Annotated in this window: 23 protein-coding genes; 10 read left to right on the top strand and 13 right to left on the bottom strand. The window is 51.5% G+C overall.

Annotation, left to right across the window (positions count from 1 at the left end; translation table 11 throughout):
- Window positions 1-20 precede the first annotated feature (20 nt).
- Entirely contained in the window at window positions 21-926 is a 906-nt protein-coding gene (locus MKX98_RS03380) for an alpha/beta hydrolase (RefSeq protein ID WP_339221443.1), read from the bottom strand.
- Between the two features lie 372 nt (window positions 927-1,298).
- Between MKX98_RS03380 and MKX98_RS03375 the strand changes: the two genes are divergently transcribed.
- Together MKX98_RS03375 and MKX98_RS03370 are read left to right on the top strand one after the other, a co-directional pair.
- Entirely contained in the window at window positions 1,299-1,517 is a 219-nt protein-coding gene (locus MKX98_RS03375) for a sigma-70 family RNA polymerase sigma factor (RefSeq protein WP_233354736.1), read from the top strand.
- A complete protein-coding gene (locus tag MKX98_RS03370) occupies window positions 1,469-1,702 on the top strand; it encodes a hypothetical protein (RefSeq protein WP_339221441.1) in 234 nt (77 codons plus the stop codon). Before MKX98_RS03375 ends, MKX98_RS03370 begins: the two co-directional genes overlap by 49 nt.
- 182 nt (window positions 1,703-1,884) lie before the next feature.
- On the opposite strand, the gene MKX98_RS03365 is transcribed toward MKX98_RS03370, so the two are convergent.
- Together MKX98_RS03365 and MKX98_RS03360 are read right to left on the bottom strand one after the other, a co-directional pair.
- Entirely contained in the window at window positions 1,885-3,630 is a 1,746-nt protein-coding gene (locus MKX98_RS03365; RefSeq protein ID WP_339221439.1) for an NAD(P)H-hydrate dehydratase, read from the bottom strand.
- A gap of 66 nt (window positions 3,631-3,696) precedes the next feature.
- Window positions 3,697-4,329, bottom strand: coding sequence for an NAD(P)-dependent oxidoreductase (locus MKX98_RS03360; protein WP_194540744.1), 633 nt, complete (start codon window positions 4,327-4,329; stop codon window positions 3,697-3,699).
- A gap of 363 nt (window positions 4,330-4,692) precedes the next feature.
- Here MKX98_RS03360 and MKX98_RS03355 point away from each other — a divergent pair, with 363 nt between their 5' ends.
- Window positions 4,693-5,586, top strand: a complete 894-nt coding sequence (locus MKX98_RS03355; RefSeq protein WP_339221438.1) for a hypothetical protein — start codon at window positions 4,693-4,695, stop codon at window positions 5,584-5,586.
- 389 nt (window positions 5,587-5,975) lie between these two features.
- Here the strand turns inward: MKX98_RS03355 and MKX98_RS03350 are convergent, their stop codons facing one another.
- Window positions 5,976-6,728, bottom strand: coding sequence for a MerR family transcriptional regulator (locus tag MKX98_RS03350; protein WP_339221437.1), 753 nt, complete (start codon window positions 6,726-6,728; stop codon window positions 5,976-5,978).
- A gap of 22 nt (window positions 6,729-6,750) precedes the next feature.
- Window positions 6,751-7,734, bottom strand: a complete 984-nt coding sequence (locus MKX98_RS03345; protein WP_339221436.1) for an alpha/beta hydrolase — start codon at window positions 7,732-7,734, stop codon at window positions 6,751-6,753.
- 167 nt (window positions 7,735-7,901) lie between these two features.
- On the opposite strand from MKX98_RS03345, the gene MKX98_RS03340 reads away from it, so the two are divergent.
- Window positions 7,902-8,795 (top strand): hypothetical protein, encoded by an 894-nt coding sequence (locus tag MKX98_RS03340; protein WP_339221435.1) that lies wholly within the window; start codon window positions 7,902-7,904, stop codon window positions 8,793-8,795.
- Between the two features lie 296 nt (window positions 8,796-9,091).
- On the opposite strand, the gene MKX98_RS03335 is transcribed toward MKX98_RS03340, so the two are convergent.
- The 4 genes from MKX98_RS03335 to MKX98_RS03320 all read right to left on the bottom strand — a co-directional run bounded on the left by MKX98_RS03335 (window position 9,092) and on the right by MKX98_RS03320 (window position 12,292).
- On the bottom strand, window positions 9,092-9,304 hold the full coding sequence (locus MKX98_RS03335) for a YezD family protein (protein WP_071222142.1): 213 nt from the start codon (window positions 9,302-9,304) through the stop codon (window positions 9,092-9,094).
- 145 nt (window positions 9,305-9,449) lie between these two features.
- Window positions 9,450-10,316, bottom strand: coding sequence for a sulfate ABC transporter permease subunit CysW (cysW, locus tag MKX98_RS03330; protein ID WP_194540738.1), 867 nt, complete (start codon window positions 10,314-10,316; stop codon window positions 9,450-9,452).
- A gap of 12 nt (window positions 10,317-10,328) precedes the next feature.
- Window positions 10,329-11,177, bottom strand: a complete 849-nt coding sequence (gene cysT, locus MKX98_RS03325) for a sulfate ABC transporter permease subunit CysT (protein WP_113060891.1) — start codon at window positions 11,175-11,177, stop codon at window positions 10,329-10,331.
- A 38-nt stretch (window positions 11,178-11,215) separates the two neighbouring features.
- Entirely contained in the window at window positions 11,216-12,292 is a 1,077-nt protein-coding gene (locus MKX98_RS03320) for a sulfate ABC transporter substrate-binding protein (RefSeq protein ID WP_071222147.1), read from the bottom strand.
- A 359-nt stretch (window positions 12,293-12,651) separates the two neighbouring features.
- On the opposite strand from MKX98_RS03320, the gene sleB reads away from it, so the two are divergent.
- Window positions 12,652-13,311, top strand: a complete 660-nt coding sequence (gene sleB, locus MKX98_RS03315) for a spore cortex-lytic enzyme (protein ID WP_220686688.1) — start codon at window positions 12,652-12,654, stop codon at window positions 13,309-13,311.
- A 189-nt stretch (window positions 13,312-13,500) separates the two neighbouring features.
- On the opposite strand, the gene MKX98_RS03310 is transcribed toward sleB, so the two are convergent.
- The gene (locus MKX98_RS03310; protein ID WP_220686689.1) at window positions 13,501-14,574 is read right to left on the bottom strand and encodes a lactonase family protein; all 1,074 of its coding nucleotides are present in this window, start codon (window positions 14,572-14,574) and stop codon (window positions 13,501-13,503) included.
- Between the two features lie 236 nt (window positions 14,575-14,810).
- Here MKX98_RS03310 and MKX98_RS03305 point away from each other — a divergent pair, with 236 nt between their 5' ends.
- From MKX98_RS03305 to MKX98_RS03295, 3 genes are all read left to right on the top strand, one after another.
- On the top strand, window positions 14,811-15,971 hold the full coding sequence (locus MKX98_RS03305; protein WP_339221432.1) for a copper amine oxidase N-terminal domain-containing protein: 1,161 nt from the start codon (window positions 14,811-14,813) through the stop codon (window positions 15,969-15,971).
- A 226-nt stretch (window positions 15,972-16,197) separates the two neighbouring features.
- Window positions 16,198-16,608, top strand: coding sequence for a hypothetical protein (locus MKX98_RS03300; RefSeq protein WP_194540732.1), 411 nt, complete (start codon window positions 16,198-16,200; stop codon window positions 16,606-16,608).
- Between the two features lie 229 nt (window positions 16,609-16,837).
- Entirely contained in the window at window positions 16,838-17,020 is a 183-nt protein-coding gene (locus MKX98_RS03295; RefSeq protein ID WP_113060880.1) for a hypothetical protein, read from the top strand.
- Window positions 17,021-17,022: 2 nt separating this feature from the next.
- Here the strand turns inward: MKX98_RS03295 and MKX98_RS03290 are convergent, their stop codons facing one another.
- The 3 genes from MKX98_RS03290 to MKX98_RS03280 all read right to left on the bottom strand — a co-directional run bounded on the left by MKX98_RS03290 (window position 17,023) and on the right by MKX98_RS03280 (window position 19,280).
- On the bottom strand, window positions 17,023-18,426 hold the full coding sequence (locus MKX98_RS03290) for a DUF4179 domain-containing protein (RefSeq protein WP_339221430.1): 1,404 nt from the start codon (window positions 18,424-18,426) through the stop codon (window positions 17,023-17,025).
- Window positions 18,419-18,949 (bottom strand): sigma-70 family RNA polymerase sigma factor, encoded by a 531-nt coding sequence (locus MKX98_RS03285; RefSeq protein ID WP_216532684.1) that lies wholly within the window; start codon window positions 18,947-18,949, stop codon window positions 18,419-18,421. Before MKX98_RS03285 ends, MKX98_RS03290 begins: the two co-directional genes overlap by 8 nt.
- Window positions 18,950-19,088: 139 nt before the next feature.
- Window positions 19,089-19,280: a hypothetical protein gene (locus MKX98_RS03280; protein WP_071222164.1), complete on the bottom strand. Its 192-nt coding sequence runs from the start codon at window positions 19,278-19,280 to the stop codon at window positions 19,089-19,091.
- Between the two features lie 229 nt (window positions 19,281-19,509).
- Here MKX98_RS03280 and MKX98_RS03275 point away from each other — a divergent pair, with 229 nt between their 5' ends.
- Window positions 19,510-20,229 (top strand): MBL fold metallo-hydrolase, encoded by a 720-nt coding sequence (locus tag MKX98_RS03275; RefSeq protein ID WP_220686694.1) that lies wholly within the window; start codon window positions 19,510-19,512, stop codon window positions 20,227-20,229.
- Window positions 20,226-20,786: a TetR/AcrR family transcriptional regulator gene (locus tag MKX98_RS03270; RefSeq protein ID WP_194540728.1), complete on the top strand. Its 561-nt coding sequence runs from the start codon at window positions 20,226-20,228 to the stop codon at window positions 20,784-20,786. Before MKX98_RS03275 ends, MKX98_RS03270 begins: the two co-directional genes overlap by 4 nt.
- Window positions 20,787-20,898: the final 112 nt, after the last annotated feature.

Raw genomic sequence — 20,898 nt, 5'->3', positions numbered from 1 at the left:
GGCGGGTAAACTATTGCGGATTATCGATGATTTGGTCGATATGAGTGGGCAGACAAAAACCTCTCCGTTATATCAAGCACCTGCGGACTCCATACACCTCCCCCATGGTCCCCGCCTACAACCTTGTAGAACAACACCTTCTGTCCGTGTTCCTTAAGCGCCTTATACATCTCTATGCTCTGGTTCACATGGACCACGTTATCGCTGTCACCATGGATGATGAGGAACGGCGGAAGCTTCTTATCCAAATCCTGATGGAGAGGGCTAGCCTTCTTCGCCTGCTCCACATGATCCGGTATCCTTCCTCCAATGAACAAACCTTCCGGAGAATCGGCTGCATCATGGTCAAGAATATCATTATATTTGCCTAACGTAAGCAGGTCGGATACCCCATAATAATCGATGACTGCGCTGACCTCATCCGACTGTTCGCTATAAAGGCCGTTATTATATTCGCCTATGGTAAGTCCTGTCATTAAGGCCAGATGCCCGCCCGATGAATCCCCCCATACCGCGACAAGGTTCGGATCAACACCATATTCTGCAGCATTCTTGCGCATAAACCGAATTGCACACTTCACATCTTCAAGCGCTGCCGGGAACGGTGTGATGTCGGATTCCCTGATCTCCACACTTGCGACCACATATCCCTTTGCTGCGATTTGACAGAGATTTGGAATCATCGCATAGGTGTCTTGTTTTCTCCAAGCCGAGCCTTGAACGAAAATCACTAAGGGAAATTGACTCCCAGCCCGATGCGGAACAATGATCTGGAGCCTTCTCTCTGCATCACCGTATTTCGCATAAACTACATCAGGACGATACGAACAGGAATAATAGCCCCCCCGTTCAGCAAATTCGCCATAGATAATCTGGGTTCCTTCAGGCATTTCATTGGCAGCAATATCCGCTGCTTGTTTATCCATTCTTTATTCACCTCGTAGCTGTTGTTGGAATCGATACAGACTTAGCCGTGAACGCTGGGAACCTTTCCTGTGGTCTCCTCATTCACTACTCAAGCTCTCTCCCCTACTTATAATGATTCTTCGAACTTCTTTGATCTCCTTTTTTGTTGATTTGGAGGACGGGTTTGAAAAAAGTATAGGTTTACTGCTTCGCTCGCTTATGACAATCCTGATTTCATCTGGTGGCGCGCCTTTGAGATCACACTCAATCCTGAGGTTACACTCCAATAGCATGAGATAGAAGAGGACAGCTCGGTTTTTATAGGAGCTGTCCTTTTTCTGCTGTCCTTATAAAGAACATTCCCCCCGCTCCCCTACCCTGATTTTAGCATCGTGCAGACAGGCTCATTTCATGCTAGATCCGATGATCGTATTTGGATTGGTCAATTATTGGATTCATTGCCCCCGCAAGGGAGAACCATTATATATAAACTCTTCATCGAAGACCTCACGGAAGTGGAAGTCGCCAAGCAGCTCCATATCTCTCAACAGGCGGTGAACCGATGGAAAAGAAAAATGATTCAAAAGTTATCTCAGATCGCGAATTCATAACCTTGCTGCAAGCTGCAAAGCGGAACGATGTTCAAGCCATCCTGCAGCTCATTGATTTATACAAAGACGATATCATGAGAATCAGTCAATATATCTACATGCCCCAAGAGGATGCCATGTCAACGATTGTCTTGGAGTTTATGGAAGTGATTCGAGAGAACAATGATACCTATGAAACAGAATAGACCTTGCTATTTTGCCCCGATGGAACAATGTGGTAAATTGTCTGGCTTGCTGAAGCAACACGACTCATCTCACTTTTTCTCCAATATAAACAAACCCAGCACCCTTCGCGGCACTGGATTGTGTTTTACAATAACTGTTTTCGTTTTGCAGTGCTCTCGCAATGAGGGCCTTTCTCTTCGCGTCAAAGTGCTTCGATGACATCCCCGGCGATGACCGAGGCGGGATGTCCCCGGTGCCGCGCGGCCCGCTCGCCGGCACGGCCGTGCAGCCACACGCCAAGCGCGGCTGCAGACGGACCGGCATATCCTTGCGCCAGCAGGCTGGCAATGATGCCGGTCAGCACGTCCCCGGTGCCTCCGGTCGCCATGCCGGAGGTGCCGGTTGTGTTGATGTAGGCTTGTCCGTCCGGCGAAGCCACGACGGTATGTGCCCCCTTGAGCACGAGGGTAACCCCGTGCCCGGTCGCGAACGATGCGGCAACACCGATCCGGTCCCGCTGCAGCTCGGCGGTCGGGATGCCCAGCAGCCGGGACATCTCCCCCGGATGCGGGGTCAGCACGGTAGCCGCACCGCGCGGCTCCCAAGTGCCGAAATCACCGGCCGCGGACAGCATATTCAGCGCATCGGCATCCACCACCAGCGGTCCTTCCCATTCTTCCCACAAACGGCGGAGCCATCTGGCATCTCCTTCAAAACGGCCAAGTCCCGGACCTACGGCCAGCACATCGCGGGTTTTGGCGAGCTCCAGCACCTGCTCAGCGGAGGCCTCATCCCAGTAGCCGCCGCTCTCCTCGCCTGTGGCGGGGGCAAGCATCACCTCGGGCGCGGCTCCGCTCAGCGGCAGCACCAGGCTTGCAGGGAGCGCCCAGGTCACCAGGCCGCAGCCCGCACGAAGTGCTGCCCGGGAAGCGAGCAGGCCTGCGCCGCTCATCGTGCGGCTGCCCCCTACGGTCAACACGTGACCGTAGGTGCCCTTATGTCCATCCGGCGAGCGGTAGCAGGCCACGTCCACACTCAGCTCGGTCCGAAGGACATGCGGGGTGAGCAGATGCGTGCTGACGCCCTGCTCCCGGCACAGCGATGCCGGGATGCCGATGGCGCGGACCACCACCCGGCCGGCCGCCTCGGCGCCGGGGTACTGCACCAAGCCTCGCTTCAGGAATGCGAGGCATACCGTCACCGCGGCCGAGATGCACGGCTCGTGCCGCGCGCCGGTATCGGCGTCCAGTCCGCTCGGAATATCCGCGGACACAATCGGCAGGCCGCTGTCATTGGCGGCCTGGATCAGCGCGGCGTAAGTGCCGCGGGGCGCGCCCGCCGCGCCCGTGCCGAGCAGCGCGTCCACGATGCCGGTGTACGCGCCGTAGTCCACGGCATCATGGCCGTGGACCAGAGCCGGGATGCCAAGCGCTGCCGCGGTATCCCGCTGCACCGCCGCCTCGCCGGCTAACGCGGACGGCTCGGCGGCATAGAGCAGCGTGACGCGTATACCGGCGTCACGCAAATGCCGGGCGGCGACCGCCCCGTCGCCGCCGTTATTGCCCTTGCCCACCAGAATGAGCCAGTGCTCCTGCGCTGCAAGCGCGGTGGGCAATCGAGCGTCTCCGTCGATGACAGGCGACGGACGGCTCATCTCCAGAGCCAGGTCATCCCCGGCGGTAAGAGCCTCCGCCGCAGCCGAATGCTCCGGTAAGAATAGCCGCTGTTCACCCCGCCCGTCCTCGGACATGAAGGACCGAGCCTTTCCTGCTGTCCCAGTGCCTCCGTAATCAGAACGGCTCACTCTATCACGCTCCAGGCACAGCTTCAGGACTTCCTCGGCAATCGCCTTACCTGCATTTTCCATCAGGGCTATGGCCGGAATGCCGATTTGATGAATCGTATGGTTGTCGAGTGACCTCATCTGTTCAGACGTCACAACATACATCCAAGCTCTCCCCTTTGCTTCGATATATCCTACACACACGCGTTGGCGACTCAGGATGCCTGTCTATTAATAAGCAACGGTAAAACGGGACTGAATAAACTGCGGATCATCCAGCTCATCGATCACCGCTACCGCGAAATCTTCAACCGAGATTCGGCTGCTTCCGCTCTCGTCAGTCACCAGGCGGTCCATGCCGATCCGGAACTGTCCGGTACGTTTCCCCGGCTCAATAATCGCTGCCGGACTGACATACGTCCATTCCAGATCGCTTTCCTTATACAGATCGTAGGCATCCGCATGCGCACGGGCAAGCGGCCTGATCTCCTCCGGAAATTCCGGGGTATCCATAAGCGGTACGCCGCTGTCGGCGATCAAGCTGCCAGCGCCGCCAACGATCAACAGTCGGGTTACGCCGCCACGTCTCGTCCCCTCCACAATCGTGCGTGCGGCTGCAACGAGTTCCTCTTCCCGGCCGAACTTCGGACCGAAAGCGCTAATAACAGCATCATGCCCTTGAATCGCCTCTTCTAATGATGAAGGATCCATTACATCCGCTTTAACTTTCTTTAATTGCTCATGCTCTGCATCCAATCGATCCGGATTACGCAAAATCGCAGTAACTTCGTGCCCCCGTCGCAGCGCTTCCTCCGTAATTCGTCTCCCGATCGTTCCGCTTGCTCCAATTAATGCTACCTTCATGTTCATCGCTCCTTCGCTTAGAAATTATACTACATCACCCCTGGTGATGAATGGCTCTTCTTGAATCTTAAGTAGTATTATAAACACCTGGTGCCGTCTATAGCCGTTTCGGGCTGTCACACCTTCTATTTACTTATCCCCATGAAGACCTCTTCAAACTCCACTCGTTCATTTTTTCTCAAAACAATAGATCTTTAGACCTATGTAACACCATATTATTTTCGCCGATAGAATACACAAGTGCATATTTACGAACAAATATAACTCGAATAATGACTTACATCGCCATACTAATGTTGTGTGCTTGTTGGAATTTGTCGTTTTCCTATGAGCTAATCGTATGTAAAGGAGATTATCCATATAATGAAAAAAAAATACGTTCGCTTGCTGGCCCTCTGTCTCGCTGGCAGTCTGCTGCTGCTAAGCAGTTTGTCTCTTCACCCCGATACGGCTACGGCCGAACCCCGCCAAAAGGCGACCTGGTTCTGGGACACCCCGCAGATTCAAGATTCAGCTGACGACATTCTGAGTTTTGCCTCCAGTCAAGGGGTCAATGTGCTCTATCTGCAGATGAACCGCGATGTTCGGCCCGAGTATTACCGCAGCTTTATTCGCCAAGCAGGCGATCAGGGGGTCGAGGTTCATGTCCTCGGCGGCGCGCCTAACTGGGCGCTGGAATCGGAACGTCACCGATTGGAGACCTTCATTCAATGGACTGCTGAATATCAGGCTTCGGCTGCTCCGAATGAGCGCTTCACCGGCATTCATGTCGATATCGAGCCGCATGTGCTGACTGAGTGGAAAACAAATCAAGCCTCCGTGGTAAAGCAATGGCAAGCGAGCGTCCGCTATCTGGTCCAGGAAGCGCACACACTGAATCTGCCCATCGGTTCCGACATGACATTCTGGCTGCACGGCTACCAGTTGCCGGACCAGTCGATGTCGATCAGTCGGTGGATGATCCAGCAGTTCGACCAGGTCGTCATTATGGCCTATCGTGATCAGGCAGATACCATTTATAAAGTCGCTGCTGCCGAGCTTAAGGAAGCCGATGAACTTGGCAAGGAAGCCTTAATTGCCGTAGAGACCAAATCGAGCAATGAGGGAGCTTACATTACCTTTTTTGAGGAAGGCACGTCCTATATGGAGGAACAGCTATCCAAGGTATGTATCAAAGCGGAGAAGCATCCTTCGTTCTCCGGGTTCGCCATTCATGACTATAGATACTGGAAAGCATTGCATGACTCCGATCGATAACATCGCGATTATTTCATAATGGGAATAAAAAAGATGGCGTTTCAAGAGGGTGTTTTCCTCTGGCGCCATCTTTATATTTTAGATGAAGGAACTCATCCTCTTCCATCGGTAAAAGGCCTGCTCGCTCTTAAACCGTCAACATGAGAAGCAGTACATAACCGACCGTCAATTTCGCGCGTTGTAGCGGCCCTTTTTTTACATGCACTTCCATCCCCCGGTCCCTCCCTCTCTTACGATGCTACCGTCTTATTCATATACTATATGCGGCTCGGTCCCTTATGTTGCCTTGGGGAAAAATTGTTTGCCAACAAAAAAATATTAGCCATGTAAACAGTAGAGTACGATTTAAGTTTCCTGCATAGGAAGCAGAACCTGGGCTGCAATGCAGCTCATTCACGATCAGGATAGCGCTTCAAGACATCCTGCAAATATTGTTCTGCTTCCATTACAAGCTGACGCTCTCCCGTGTTCCATTGATCCCGATTTCTATCGACTGCTAAGAAGGCAGCATGAATCCGTTCGTCGCCATGTGTCACACGTTGAACCATCCGTTGCCATTCTTCGGCTAAGGTTCTGGCTAAACGGGACTCGATGGGAACGTTTGAGGCCTTATAAGCTGCAGCTTGCAGCGATATTTTTCTGAACGTATTGTAAAAATCCAATGCCGCCTGCTCAGAGTTAAATACTGTTCGAAATAGTCGCGAGTCTTCCTCCGAAAATTCGTATTCTTTCCAAGCCGACATATCAACCTCATTCAATGAACGCATGAGATGGGCTAACAGCTCCCAGGGTACGGTGTAACCTTCTTTCATCATTTCCTTTGCGACATGCAATCCGTCAAGCTTGGCTTGGATACTCTCTTTCTGTGAATAGAGGACCGATGCCTGGTAATCTAGAATGTTCTCGATATCCTGCTCCTCGGTGCCCACGATCAATTGTTCTTTGATCTTTTTTAAAGAGAAACCAATGGCTCTATAGAACATAATCTGTTCAAGTACATACAGCTGTTTATCATAATATACTCTATGCCCCAGCTCATCCCGCTCCGCCTTAAGAATCCCTTCATTATCGTAATACTGAATGGTTCGCGGAGTTATTCCCGACAATTGACTGAGTTCTTTTACGGAATATTTTTTTTCCATGAACCCATCCCTTCTTTGTCCCTTACTCGATTTTCGCTAAAAAAGCTTCTATTGTTTCCAGTAACTCTTCAGGGTATTCCCCGTTAATTGCGTGCGAAGCATCTTCAAATACGACCATCTCGCTATTAGGGTCTTTCAGAGACTCCTTCCCCGTTTGATACGACTTTTCAGCATGGTGCATCGTCGATTGTCCAGCTAAAATACCGAGCACCGGCATCGTCAGCTCAGCTAATCGTTCCGGCTTGATGGCTTCCGGCATAGGCAACTTGCTCTTGAATGTCCGCATACCGGTTTCGATTAATTTGGCGGTCGGGTCGCTGTCATCAACTTCAGCCCCGCCGGATATATAGCTGAGCATTTTCTCCCGAATCGGTTTGGGCACCATGGGCACAGACGCCGGAATGGATACCAGTATCATTTTCAGTGGAATGGGGCCAAACACATAGACAGGGTCCAGCAATATGAGCGAGTGAATCTTCTCAGGATGCTTGAGCGCCACATTCGCCGCACTCCACCCGCCGAACGATAGCCCTAATAGGTGGATCTCTGATTCCGGCAGCTGATCCAGCACTTGCCCTAACCATGCTGCTTGGTCCGCTGCGGTTTCAATCCGTCTGGTTTCTGTGCTTAAACCCGGCTCTCCTATCAAATCAAGTGTGTATACAGGCCTGTGTTCTAGAAAGCCGCTTAGATTGGCCTCCCACATGGGTGTAGCAGATCCCTTACCGGGAAGCAGCAGCAGGGGTGTTTTATGCGGTGTATCGCTCCCCTGGAACTTGTAGAGCTGTACCACGCCAAAATCGGTATGAACCTTAATCGATTCAACCGGTTCTGGTAAGTGACTCATCGCCTCACCATAAGCTGCCGCATATTCCTTCTGCCCATCCTCTGTAACAAAACCGCTTAACGACCCGTCATCTCTAAATAGGAAGCCTATTACCGTCAGTATAGCTAGTATCGCAATGAGAATACTACCCAAGAGTACCCATCTTTTTTTTCGTTTCACTTCAATCCCCTCCTAAGGTGACTATAGGATATGACGTAACGTTATACGCAACCCCCTATGCTCTCCATAGCTGCCTGTTACCGAATCAGCTTGAAATCCCTCCCTTGTTGTGCAATAGTGAAAGGTAGAATATTGAAGGAGGGATCCGCTTGTCCCTTACGGAATGGATGAATGATATCTTTGGCTCACTCGACACGCTTGTGGCTGTGCTTCTTGCCACTGCGGTATTTACGGGCCTGTACATATACAGTGCATCCCGGCTATTGGGTGCACGCAAGGATTCACTCGCCCGCATTCGTCAGTCCTTGACGATCTACACCAGACTGGCCGGGCCTCTGGGAACCCTTATCAATCGACCGACCCGAACGGCTGTCCCCGAGGATCTGCTTATCCGGCTTCTGCAGGAATGCAAATCCGCTGACCTGTTGACTCGGGAGCTCCACGAACAGATTGATACTTTTCTAAGCGATCGTGATGAATCCAGATTGACAACTCTTCACAAGCTGCTGGACCGCGAGATCAACAGGCTTATGAAGGAGCGTGACGAGCTGGTTGGACGGCTCGAGAAACCAGGTTGGGGTATGGGTTTATGGCTGCTCTTGAAACCTGCAATACCTGCCCTTTCACTAGGTGCTGCAATCCTATGGACGACGATTCTCGTTCAAGAACTAAGGCAACCCTCTGTCTGGACAAACCCCGAGGTATGGTGTCTATGGCTCTCCAACATGATTGCCACGATCTCTTTCTATCGGCTGTTGATGGACTCCAGAAGAAGAACGCATGGCGTTATCTATACCGTGCTGCATCTGCTGATTGTAGCTTCAGCCCTGTTTAATCTGATCTGGAACGAGGCCTCACCTTACGTTTTGGCTACCCAATGCTTGCTGTATCTGGCGGGTTTCCGGGTTACGGCCACTCGCCAGCGGCGTGAGCGGCCCTATGCCGGGCACCCGGAGCTAATGGAACAATTTCTTCATCCTGCGGGAGATCACGACCCTCTTAGTGAGACGGCACATTCCAGTGAACCGGAGATTAGCAGCAGTCCTCTGCGGTCCAGATAAGGCAACAGCGACATGAGTATTACGAAAAACAACCCGCACCGAAATTCATCGGCCGGGCTGTTTTTTTATTTTCACAATCCTTTGGGGCAGGCAGATATTATCGGATATCACCCTCTTCCATACCGCATTCCTATGTTCCTACAAAAAAGAAAAGAACTCCCGCATAAATGCTGAAGCGCACTCCCTTAGACTACATCGGCTGACACTCCAGGGTGTTTTTCCAAAGTCTATTGGATAAGGTGCACTTCATGGCATCGATGGAAGTTCTTATCTCGATACTCGACAACCTTGCGGGGTCATCTTGCGCTCGTTCTTCGTTGTTGGCCGGATGCCCGGGACGTCTTGACCGCTCCGGAGGCCGTATTCTCGAAACGCTTGCGCTCCGTTCGTTCCATCTGAACGATCTGACCCTCATGCACTACAATTTGCAGCGAACCGAATTCCATGTCGTTCAGCAGGCTTGCTATGCGTTCGAGCCACATTTCATCCACTTTTAAAGGTTTAGCCATGGATACGCCTCCTCACCGGGCAAAGCCCCAATCTATTTACTCATCCCCACAAGTCGAAGTGGCCATCTACCTGCACGCGTTTATTATTCATTCTTTTCCAACCCACATAGTATGAATTAACATTAGCATGGGTTGGAAACGGCTGTCAATGGTCATTTTTTCGCGTAAACCAATTTTTCAGCAGCAGGGTTACGACGGCTAATAACAGCAATAATGAGGCCACCGCAAACGATGCCGAAAACTGATACTCATTGTACAAAATTTCCACGTGAAGGGGCAGCGTATTCGTCTCACCGCGGATATGACCGGATACAACGGACACGGCCCCAAACTCGCCCATGGCTCTGGCGTTGCACAGAATGATGCCGTACAATAGCCCCCACTTGATATTGGGCAGGGTAACCCTCCAGAATATTTGCCAGCCCTTGGCGCCCAGCGTTACTGCCGCTTCCTCTTCTTTCGTCCCTTGGTCTTCCATCAGCGGGATCAGTTCCTTTGCCACAAAGGGAAACGTGACAAACAATGTAGCCAGGACAATGCCGGGCACGGCAAAAATAATCTTGATATCCTGACTTTCAAGCCAAGGGCCGAACCAGCCCTGCCGACCGAAGATCAGCACGAAGATTAACCCGCCGATCACCGGCGATACCGCAAACGGCAGATCCAGCAGCGTAATCAACAGATTTTTCCCTTTAAAACGGAACTTCGTTATGGTCCATGCCGCGATGACACCGAACATCGAATTCAGCGGTACCGCAATGGCCGCTACCAGTAAAGTCAGCTGAAGCGCGGATAGGGCATCTGGATCGGATAAGGCTGCTATATAGACGTCCCATCCCTTCTTAAGCGCTTCGGACATCACCGTAATGAGAGGCAGCACAATAAGCCACAACAGCACAAGCCCAGCCAAACTTATGAATGTCCATTTCACCCACGGCTTCTCCGCTGCAGCCGGAGAGGACGGCGAATTTCGTTTCGCTGCGGGAACGGCAGCGGGTACAGTTCCAGCCATGGTATCCCCTCCTTAACGCGCGGTTTTCCGCGTCCAATGTTGTAAAATATTGATGCCGAGCAGCAGCGCAAAAGAGATGAGCAGCAAGATCAAGGCAACCGCCGTCGCGCCGGCATAATCAAATTGCTCCAGCTTTGTCATGATCAGCAGCGGCGCAATCTCCGTCTTCATCGGCATATTCCCCGATATGAAAACCACGGAGCCGTATTCTCCGATCCCCCGGGCAAAAGCAAGCGCAAATCCGGTCAACAGCGGCGGAATCAGGGTTGGCAGAATGATGGTGCTAAACGTTCGCCATCGGCCTGCCCCCAGCGTAGCAGCCGCCTCTTCCGTATCCCGCTCCGCATCCTCCAGCACCGGCTGGACCGTCCGCACAACAAACGGTATGCCGATGAACATAAGAGCCAGCGTAATGCCCAAAGGAGAGAATGCCGCCTTGATCCCTAGCGGCTCCAGCAGCGATCCGATCCAGCCATTAGCGGAATAGATCGCGGTTAGAGCCACCCCCGCCACGGCCGTTGGCAGGGCGAATGGCAAATCGATCAGCGCATCCCACAATTTTTTACCGGGGAAATCATACCGCACCAGCACCCAAGCCAGCAGCAACCCCAATATCGTATCCGCGAATGCGGCCAGCGCCGCTGTCGTCAGACTAACCCGGTAGGAGGCCAGCACCCTCGGATCGGTTGCAACCGACCAAAACTTCTCCCAGGTTAGTCCGGTTTGATTGAGCAGCAGCGCGGACAGCGGGACGAGCACAACCAAACTCATATAAAGAACGGTCAGTCCCATGCCGATTCCAAAACCAGGGAGCACCCTGCGATGATTTCTGCCTTGCTTCTGTACGCGGAGTACAGCCATGTCCACTCATCCTTTCCTGCCTTCGGCGGTTATGCCGATCAGCTTCCTGGCACGTAAATCTGATTAAAGATGCCGCCGTCATTGAAATGCTTCGTTTGCGTCTCTTCCCATGTTCCAAACACATCCTTGAGCGTAAACAATTCGATGGCCGGGAATTTCTCCTTGTACTTGTCAGCCACGCTGGCAAGCGTCGGACGGTAGTAATTCTCCGCCGCAATCGTCTGTCCCTCTTCACTGTATAGATATTGCAGGTACGCTTCCGCTACCTCGCGGGTCCCTCGCTTGTCGACGTTCTTATCCACGACGGCAACCGGCGGTTCCGCCAAAATGCTGACCGACGGGTTCACGATTTCGAATTTGTCCGGTCCCAGTTCGTTAATCGAGAGATACGCTTCATTCTCCCAAGCCAGCAGCACATCCCCGATCCCACGTTCTACAAAAGTGGTTGTTGCACCACGTGCGCCGCTGTCCAGCACCGGCACGTGGGTGAACAGCTCTTTCACGAATTCCTGTGCCTTCGCTTCATCGTTATGGTTAACCTTGAGTGCATAGCCCCATGCCGCCAGGTAGTTCCACCGTGCGCCGCCGGAGGTCTGCGGGTTCGGTGTGATAACCTCTACCCCCTCCTTGATCAGATCCGGCCAATCCTTAATGCCTTTCGGGTTGCCTTTGCGGACGAGAAAAACGATCGTCGAGGTGTAAGGCGCACTGTTATGCTCGAACTTGCTCTCCCAGCCCTCATTGATCAATCCGGCCTGACGGATTGCATCGATATCGTATCCGAGGGCCAGTGTCACCACGTCCGCCTCCAAACCGTCGATTACCGAACGGCTTTGCTTGCCTGAACCCCCGTGCGATTGCTTAAATGTTACCTTCTGGCCTTGTTCTTTCTCCCAATGCGCCGCGAATGCTTTATTGTACTGGTCATATAACTCGCGGGTCGGATCGTAAGAAACATTGAGAAGTTCCACGCTCGGCTTGCTTGAACCCGAAGCAGGCGCTTCTCCATTGGCGGTTGCGACTGTCTCTGTTTTCTCTGCACCGCAAGCCGTAAGCGCCGCCGTCAACATCATGGTCAATCCGATGAGAACCCCTTGCTTCAACACCTTTTTCATATGGATCACTCCCCCTGGTATTCTCTACTAAACAGGCCGTATGGCAAAAAAAGACGGAGGAAGGCTCATCAGAACAGAGTCAAGCCGGTTTGCTACCGTGCCTGCTCTTGATCCTTGAGCGTTCCTCCGTCGATACGGTGAGAACAAAATATTATAATTCCTACCTGTTTAGTATGTTATGAAGCTATTGTAATAAGTCCATCCTCTGCTGTCAAACCTTTTTTTCAAATAATTACAAGTTTGGGACCCCCCGGTCCATAGAACCATTTTTGGCCCGCGAACGCAGTCACAGCGTGGTTTTCCATTTACTGAGGGTTGTATGAACTCGCTTCCATCCTTATAATTCAACCCCAAAGGAGATGATCACCATAAGAAAGCCAACTAGGAAAATAATTTCTGCTCTTTTCCTAAGTATTCTTCTGTTCATGCCTGCATTCGCCCAAACGACGGAGGCAGCTCCGCTGTTAAAGCCGGGCAGTGAAAACGGGGATGTCTGGGAACTTCAATATCGCCTGAAAACGCTGGACTTCTACACGCAGCCGTTGGATGGCAAATATGGCGCAAACACGAAAACAGCTGTTACCCGTTTCCAAAAAGAATACGGTGTGCCAGCCGATGGAGTTACCGGCGCACAAACCTGGAGACAGCTGAAAAAATATACGTTAAATCAATCCGAAATGGATGTCATGGCCAGAGTCATTTACAGTGAAGCCCGCGGTGAGCCTTACAAAGGACAAGTTGCCGTCGGGGCCGTTGTCATGAACCGCATTCAATCCAGCGAATTTCCGAATGATATTCGGGGCGTTGTCTTTCAAAAAGGGGCCTTTACAGCCGTAGACGATGGACAATACTGGCTCCCCCCGAACCGGACCGCCTATTTGGCCGCATTGGATGCCGTTCGCGGCTGGGATCCGACTTTTGAATCCCTTTACTATTTTAATCCCAAAACAGCGACCAGCAAATGGATCTGGTCCAGACCGCAAGTGCTGCAGATCGGCAATCATATCTTTGCGCATTAATTATTCATCGAATGAATCTTTAAACCCATGAATTCCTATGAGTTCCTATGACCTTGCTTAGCCTGTTTCCTCTCTTTGCGGAGGTTGAACACCGTGTTCCTTGTTCATTGCTACGGGCGAAGAACACCAAAAAAAGAAGCAGCTCAAGTCCCATTTCCGGGTCTTCGGGCTGCTTCTTCTTTATATAAGTTAACGTTTATTCGCCTTTGCCTTCTCTACAGGACAGATACATACCGGGCGCGTAACTTCTAGTGTATAACCCGTAGAGACCAGGTTACCCGTGTCCGGATCGATCCGATAACTTGCGATCAAACCATTGTCCTGATTCGCCGTCAGCAGAAAGCCCTCTGGCAGTATATTGAAGTGGCGCGGCGTTTTACCGCCGGAAGACACCCAGTTGACTGCGCGGAGCGTACCGGTCTCCTGGTCGATCACATATTGAACGATGCTGTCATGGCCCCGGTTGGAGGCGTACAGATAACGGCCGCAAGGAGATACCAGCAGGTGGGCCGATGTGTTGTTATCCAACACTACATCCTCTGGCAGCGTCGATATATGCTGTAATATTTTCAAATCCCCAAATGTCCCGTCGTTTGCGTATGCCGTTACCGTGCTGTTCAGTTCGTTCGCGCCATACACCCACTTGCCTGATGGATGAAAGGACACATGCCTTGGGCCCGAGCCTGGCGGAAGACTGATCTCGCGGTGGGTGACCAGCTTGCCTTCCTCCAGCCGATACAGGTTCACATCATCCATGCCCAGGTCACTGACCACGATATACTTGTTGACGGGGTCTTCAAATATCGAATGCGGATGCGCTTCCGATTGACGGTCATCGCGAAGACCGCGTCCGCTGTGCTTGATCTTGGAGACCAGCTCTCCGATCTGACCGTCTTCTTCTAATGCCAGCACCGATATATGTCCATCGCTGTACCCTGTCGTAAGCAGGTAGTTCCCGTCCGATGTCCGGGATACATGACACGCACCGGATGAGCCGGTAGACTGAACATTCAGCAGCGTTAATTCACCGGTTACCAGATTGGCCGAATAAGCCGACACATCGCTTTCGCCCTTCTCACTGGCTGCATACAGTACGGAGATGGAATCATCGAAATCCAGATAGGTAGGGTTTTCAATACCCGCCGTACCGCCTAAGAGACGGAGCTCTCCTGTACCCCGATCCATCGCCCCCCAATGAATGCGATTCTCTTCATCCGAACCGTAGGTTCCTATGTAAAATATCAGTTCCTGTCCTGCTGTCATGTGATCCACTCCTTTGTCTAATGAATGTTCCGGTGACCCGGTCTGATCCTTATTATGTATTACCCATAAGGGCTTCGTGCTTACCGCCTTTTTTCAATTCGAACCGGCAAGCCCCCGCCACGTTGCTCTACCCCTTATTACTCACGAAGAAATCTATTGCTAGCATTGGTTTTATCATGTACGATTACCACAATTACCCCTCTATTCTATCATTCGTTGAAGGAGATGACAGCCAATTGAAGAAAAAAATAAGCCTACTGGCATTCGCTCTTCTGTTCCTGTTCGCCAGCGCGACGCAAGCCGCTCCGGCAAAGATTCAAGGGAATATCCGAGTCTACCTCGATAACCAGGAAATCAAATTTCAGGCAGCCCCTATTATGAAAAATGGAGTTACCTTCGTGCAATTCCGCCCTCTGTTTCAGGCCCTGGATTATAAAGTCAATTGGAACAGCGGAAATAAACAGGTAACGGGTACATACCTCGATCAGAAGCTGCAGATGACCATCGGGCAGAAGACCGCTTATGTCAATGGCGCAAAAACCACGCTTCAGATCGCCCCATTCACGCAAGGCGGCAACACGCTGGTTCCCCTTCGTTTCGTAGCGGAAGCCACCGGACTGCCCGTGAAGTGGGACTCCAAGTCACGTACCATCAAGATCGACCGGGAGGGTGCAATCGACAACGCCACCGACGAGGTGAAGAAGCTTTATCATACAATTGAAGAAGCTGGTAATGCCAAGAAACTGGATGCTGTCATGAGCGCCTTCCATCCAAAATCTCCTGTTTTTGCAGAAATCCAAGAAAATTATCAGAACCAATTCAAGAACGATCTGCATGTATCCGCTGACGTATGGGAAGTAACGGTAGCCGGAACATCGATCCATGCCTACACCAGTGTGACCCTCGACCGCACCAGCGGGCCTTTTGCTTGGGATGCTACGCTCCATTACGAGAATCTCTTGAAGAAGGACGCGTCGGGAGCATGGAAAATCTATGATCTGAGCCATTACGAGACGGAATATCTAGTCGGAGATGAACTGCTGGAAGCTCATCCGGAAGTGCCGGAAGCGGAACAAAAAGCCATAGTGGCGACCATTGACACCCAGTCCAAGGGCTTCAATGATGAGAATGGTCCGCTGCTCATGTCGGTTATTCATCCGGAATCGGCCTTCCACGAGATGTTCCGAACCAGCATTGCGGAAGGCATCTTCGATGAGGTGAATTTCAACCTTAAATCAGTTGAGCTCCGAACGGTCTTCTTCCAAGGGGAAGACGCCGTCGTCTACGCTGAAGAAACCGATGATGCCGACGGTGAAATCATCCATTCGACCTCCCTTTACTGGCTCAAGAAAACCGAAGGCAAATGGCTGATCTATGATGTACTGGAGCTGGAATAGGTCATTGGCATAATGAACTTGTTCGATTTAACCGTGAATTCCCCGGCGAGGGGAGCTCACGGTTTTCTTTTTGTACCCACCGTGTAAAGCCATACGATGATATTCTTCCTTCCCACCAGCGTCACGATAGACTTTATCGGCAAAGGTTTTACCAAGACGATGGGTCATAGTTACCGACTATTGGGTATAAGTAGATACCTTTCTCTTCGAAGGAGGCATCATCGATATGGAAACGAACTCAGCAATTGAAGTCCAATTTCACTGCCGTCAGTGTCAAGCGGATATCCGGGTTACGTTCAAATCAGAACAGTTCACCACGGTACTCTGCCCGCAGTGCGATTACAGCTATTCACTCATGAGACCAACCATTGGTGAAGAGATCCTGCTGGATTGGGAGAAAGAAGCCGTATTCCAAAAAATCCGCGCAGACCAAACCGAGCATGACAAAATGGAGCTCATGCTCCTCGTCATCAAGGTCGTCGAGCTGCTGACCTGGCGGGATGAGGGGAATGGCCATATCCGGGCCATCGAAACACTTCGTGAGTGGCTGCTGCTCAACGGAGTGCCCAAAGCTCTAATTGAACTCCTGGATGCCAAGGGACACGAAGGCAGCTCCCCTACCACGCACAAGGAATAGCGTCATCAAGCCCTTGTTTCAAGATATAAATACATGAGAAAGGAACCGTTCTCCGGCCTTTATGGTCGGGGGCGGTTCCTTTTTCTAATCCTCATTTCTGGCGCATCACTTTACATGGAGATGCTCTCCTATTTACACATGTTGGAACTTCATTATTTAACCTTGCGTATTATCGTTAAAGAAAGGAGCTGATTGACCTCTGTTCATCAACTTTATATTAACAGTGTTAATGGGCATCGCATTCATCGCGATTGGGCTATACGCCATCCGAAATCCGCATTCATGGTGGTTTAGAAGAACCAGGGATGATATTGAACTCAGCGATTTGAGAATATGGTATCTAAAATTCGCCGGCAAAGTGGCCATCGCATTCGGCGTTGTGGTTATCCTGATGAGCTTTCAGCATCTTTAAGTTTATTGAATCGGCACCTCGAATGCCTGCTCCATGACACCAGGATAACTGCTTAACGTAAATGTCAGCGGCTGAGGGTAAACCCCGGGCTTAAGGTGAATATACTGCGTAATGAGGCTTACCTCAGAATCCGATGAGGATTGGGACGAGGCACTGAGCCCCCCTGCATCCTCGTTGATCCTATGCTTTTTCCCTTCTCCATCCACAAACTCCGGTTCAATCGACACGCTGCCCATATGCCGGTCAGCCTGTTCTTCGTATTCAACTGTCAGCGTATGCCCCGTGTACTCTCCGAATCGAAGGTCGCCGTCCGGTGAACGAATGACCTCCTTCTTATCCGTATCCACCACGAGTTTCATCTTCGAGGGGTCCACCGCCTGGAATCCGCTCGCTTTCAGCGTGATCGATTCCGGCTTCTCCAATATATTGCTGTCGAAGAAGTAAGTCATGTCTCCGCCGCCTGCACCGGGCAAAAAGGCGGAATCGCTGTTCAATCTGATCTTCTCGCCGTTAACCACGGCTTCCAAATACACATCCCATAAACCGGATACCTTCATCGTATTGCTGGATGGGATGTTTGCTTTCACGACGATACCGGCAGGAGACAACACGGCTTCTTTCAAATAGAACCGCTGACTCTCAATCTGCAGCATTTTGTTGAGCGGAATCGTGCTAATATACTTCCGGACTGTCTCCATATCAACGGATACGTTAATATCGAGCACCTGCTGGTTTTCTGCCGAGGATTCATAAGCCGTATTTGTCGAATAGGGGGCAATCTTAAAAGATAACGTCAATTCCTCAGGTATAGCGTGATTCTCAGCCATATGAATGTACGATCGGGAATGGAACAGCTTGTCGGCGCCGGGCTTAATCTCGTTTCCACCCGACGACCCAATACTATAAGGCAGCGGTTCGCTGGATCCCCGGCGCTTCATCTCCACACCCTTTAAATCTGCGGGATTCTCCGCACGGTTTTGGATCGTATAGAACACCTCCATCTGCTGGGAGCCTACAAGTATCCCGTTGACCGTTACCGTATAATCCCCCTTGGTCGCCGATTGATCCACCAGCTGAATTATGCCGTGTTTGTTGGCTGAATTCAGCGTAATATCTTCTCCGAAATCAAACCCGGTCAATGGCGGATACGGCCCCTGAGCCGCCATTTGCTCCTTGGGATTTACCAGCCCTTCGTTCCCGCTCCAGACGACGAACAGCAGCGCAGCCGCAACGGTTACAGCCACGGCAGAGACGGTAGCCATTCGGGCCCGGCTCCGGTGCGTGCGCCGTCCTCTTCGCATCCCGCTTCGCACCGCCGCGTCCAATGCTTCATCGGATACAACCGCTTCGCTGATCTCCGCGTCCCTGTTCATCTCCTTGAGCATTCGCTCTTCCTTCTCAAACATGGAATATGGCACCTCCTGGCTCGATTTTTTGCCGCAGCAGCTTTAATCCTTGATGCAGCCGGGTTTTGACCGTACCCTCCGGAACATCGAGAATATTGGCGATATCGCTGATCGTCATGTCCTGATAGTATTTCAAAATCAGCACATGGCGGTATTTGGGCTTCATCCGGCTGAGCGCACGCTCCAGATCCAGCTTGCTGTCACTGACCATCTCGGCAGCCGTCTCCTGGCTGCGCACTTCTTCAACCGGAACCATGCGTTTTTTTCGTTTCTGCTCATCCATGCAGCAGTTAATCAGGATCCGAATGAGCCAAGGGACAAATGCCTCCGGATGCTTCAGCTTCCGGCACTTCACCCAGGCCCTGCACACCGTCTCCTGCAATACCTCCAGTGCGTCACTCTCGTTATGCAAATAACTGTACGCAATTCCATATAGGCGCCTTCGGTGCTCCGTCACGAGTGCATAGAACGCTTCCTCGTCTCCTCTGCATGCAGCAGCCGCAAGCTCATTATGATCTATCATCCGATTACCCTTCCCCTTGTCCGACCTGCCTCGCTTGTTTACATCACTGTATATAAGACTGCAAAGTGATTCAAACGGTTTTTTTATTTTTCGCACAAAAAAAGCCCGCCCGGTTGGGCAGACTTGTACGTATCTTCGATTAACTTCGTTTTCTGCGTCCTTTAAAGAAATAATGGTATCCAAGATAGCCGATGCCGCATAACAGCAGCATAAGCGCAGAAATCCAGATGACAGGAAGCAGATATGGCGTGTGCTGACTGGCTACATACAGAAGTACCGCGGAGAAGGCATACATCACCATCAGAAGTACGATGCGTTTGAAAATATCCATGTCGTCCGCCCCTCACCCTTCATCTCAATAATCTACATTTTTTTCCGTATATCTATCTTTATGGTAACGCAAAACAATGAAAATTGCACTCAAAATTTGGTAAATATATAAAAATTTTAGGGGTGAAATGAGCCTATTCATGAAAATGTTAAAATTTAGGCTTGATAAAACTAATGATATTAGTTATTATACTAACATAATTAGTTTTGAGTGAAAGGGGAATCCTATTATGTTACAAACAACGATTGAGCACGTGACTCAAATTTCATTTCTTCCTCGCCTATTCCCGATAAATGTCTATCTTGTAGAAGAGAGCGACGGCATTACGCTGATTGATGCTGGTATGTCATTTTCCCAAAAGGGAATCCTGCAAGCGGCAGCCGCTATAGGTAAGCCCATCACCCGGATCGTGCTGACCCATGCCCACGGCGACCATGTCGGGGCGCTCGACGGGTTAAAGAAAGAGCTTCCGAATGCGTCGGTCTACATCTCGCGGCGTGATGCGCTGCTGTTGAAAGGAAACGCGGAGGTCCAGCCTGGGGAGTTGCAAGCTCCGATTCGCGGAGATATCCCCAAGAACATAACCACCGTTCCGGACGTGCTTCTGGCTGACGGGGATTCCGTTGGTTCGCTCAAGGCGATCGCCACTCCCGGACACACGCCGGGGCATATGGCATTTCTCGATGAGCGCAGCGGTATATTGATTGCCGGCGATGCTTGGCAGACACGGGGCGGATTAGCCGTATCCGGTGTGCTCAAACCCTGGTTTCCCTTCCCTGCCATGGCGACCTGGAGCAAGGAGCTTGCCTTGGAAAGCGCCAAAGTGCTAACCGCACGAAAGCCCGCCGTTCTGGCCGTCGGCCACGGACGGATGCTAAAGAATCCTGTCGCTGCCATGCAGAAGGCCGTTACGCATGCGGAATCTACAATTAGGAGGAATGCAAAATGAGTCCAAGACCCGGAATCGACCGGCTTCAACTGCTTCAAACCGCTGCCGATCTGGCGGATCAGGATGGACTTCATGCCGTGACCTTGGCCGCGCTTGCAGGCAAGCTGGGCGTTCGGTCGCCTTCCCTGTATAACCACGTAGACGGACTGCCGGGTCTGCATGCCGCCCTGATGCTGTATGGCCTCCAGACATTGCATGATCGGCTGCTGAAGGCTGTCGCCGGCCGGTCTGGTGAAGACGCGCTGCGTTATGTATGCCTTACCTATGTCGACTTTGCCAGATCTCACCCCGGATTATACGAAGCCGCATTGCAGCCTCTCCATCCGGAACAACAGGAGGCGCAGCAGGTAGGCAATCAGATTGTCGAGCTTCTGCTCCAAATTTTGGCTCCATACCAGCTCAGTGAGCAGGAGGCGCTGCATGCCGTGCGGACACTTCGCAGCCTGTGCCATGGCTTCTCATCTCTGGAACGCGGGGGTCAATTCGCTATGGATCTGAATGTAGATGAAAGCCTGGATTTCATGATCCGGATTTTCATCGATGGACTCCAACCTTAAAGACGACCGCCGCCAAACCGCGCTGATCCTCCCGCTCCTGCCTGATTTTGCCTGGCATCAGAATGTGCTATAATCAAAAGGCAGCACATTTCATGTCATTTTATTTATGGAA

This window comes from Paenibacillus sp. FSL W7-1332, assembly GCF_037969785.1.
In the GTDB taxonomy this organism is placed as follows: domain Bacteria; phylum Bacillota; class Bacilli; order Paenibacillales; family Paenibacillaceae; genus Paenibacillus_AQ.
This window is presented reverse-complemented; position numbering and strand designations above follow the sequence as displayed.

Coding starts and splice junctions, on each gene's coding strand:
- MKX98_RS03380 (WP_339221443.1), bottom strand. CDS start 926: ATGGATAAACAAGCAGCGGATATTGCTGCCAATGAAATGCCTGAAGGA.
- MKX98_RS03370 (WP_339221441.1), top strand. CDS start 1,469: ATGGAAAAGAAAAATGATTCAAAAGTTATCTCAGATCGCGAATTCATA.
- MKX98_RS03365 (WP_339221439.1), bottom strand. CDS start 3,630: ATGTATGTTGTGACGTCTGAACAGATGAGGTCACTCGACAACCATACG.
- MKX98_RS03360 (WP_194540744.1), bottom strand. CDS start 4,329: ATGAAGGTAGCATTAATTGGAGCAAGCGGAACGATCGGGAGACGAATT.
- MKX98_RS03355 (WP_339221438.1), top strand. CDS start 4,693: ATGAAAAAAAAATACGTTCGCTTGCTGGCCCTCTGTCTCGCTGGCAGT.
- MKX98_RS03350 (WP_339221437.1), bottom strand. CDS start 6,728: ATGGAAAAAAAATATTCCGTAAAAGAACTCAGTCAATTGTCGGGAATA.
- MKX98_RS03340 (WP_339221435.1), top strand. CDS start 7,902: ATGAATGATATCTTTGGCTCACTCGACACGCTTGTGGCTGTGCTTCTT.
- MKX98_RS03335 (WP_071222142.1), bottom strand. CDS start 9,304: ATGGCTAAACCTTTAAAAGTGGATGAAATGTGGCTCGAACGCATAGCA.
- cysW (WP_194540738.1), bottom strand. CDS start 10,316: ATGGCTGGAACTGTACCCGCTGCCGTTCCCGCAGCGAAACGAAATTCG.
- cysT (WP_113060891.1), bottom strand. CDS start 11,177: ATGGCTGTACTCCGCGTACAGAAGCAAGGCAGAAATCATCGCAGGGTG.
- MKX98_RS03320 (WP_071222147.1), bottom strand. CDS start 12,292: ATGAAAAAGGTGTTGAAGCAAGGGGTTCTCATCGGATTGACCATGATG.
- sleB (WP_220686688.1), top strand. CDS start 12,652: ATGATCACCATAAGAAAGCCAACTAGGAAAATAATTTCTGCTCTTTTC.
- MKX98_RS03310 (WP_220686689.1), bottom strand. CDS start 14,574: ATGACAGCAGGACAGGAACTGATATTTTACATAGGAACCTACGGTTCG.
- MKX98_RS03300 (WP_194540732.1), top strand. CDS start 16,198: ATGGAAACGAACTCAGCAATTGAAGTCCAATTTCACTGCCGTCAGTGT.
- MKX98_RS03295 (WP_113060880.1), top strand. CDS start 16,838: ATGGGCATCGCATTCATCGCGATTGGGCTATACGCCATCCGAAATCCG.
- MKX98_RS03290 (WP_339221430.1), bottom strand. CDS start 18,426: ATGTTTGAGAAGGAAGAGCGAATGCTCAAGGAGATGAACAGGGACGCG.
- MKX98_RS03285 (WP_216532684.1), bottom strand. CDS start 18,949: ATGATAGATCATAATGAGCTTGCGGCTGCTGCATGCAGAGGAGACGAG.
- MKX98_RS03280 (WP_071222164.1), bottom strand. CDS start 19,280: ATGGATATTTTCAAACGCATCGTACTTCTGATGGTGATGTATGCCTTC.
- MKX98_RS03275 (WP_220686694.1), top strand. CDS start 19,510: ATGTTACAAACAACGATTGAGCACGTGACTCAAATTTCATTTCTTCCT.
- MKX98_RS03270 (WP_194540728.1), top strand. CDS start 20,226: ATGAGTCCAAGACCCGGAATCGACCGGCTTCAACTGCTTCAAACCGCT.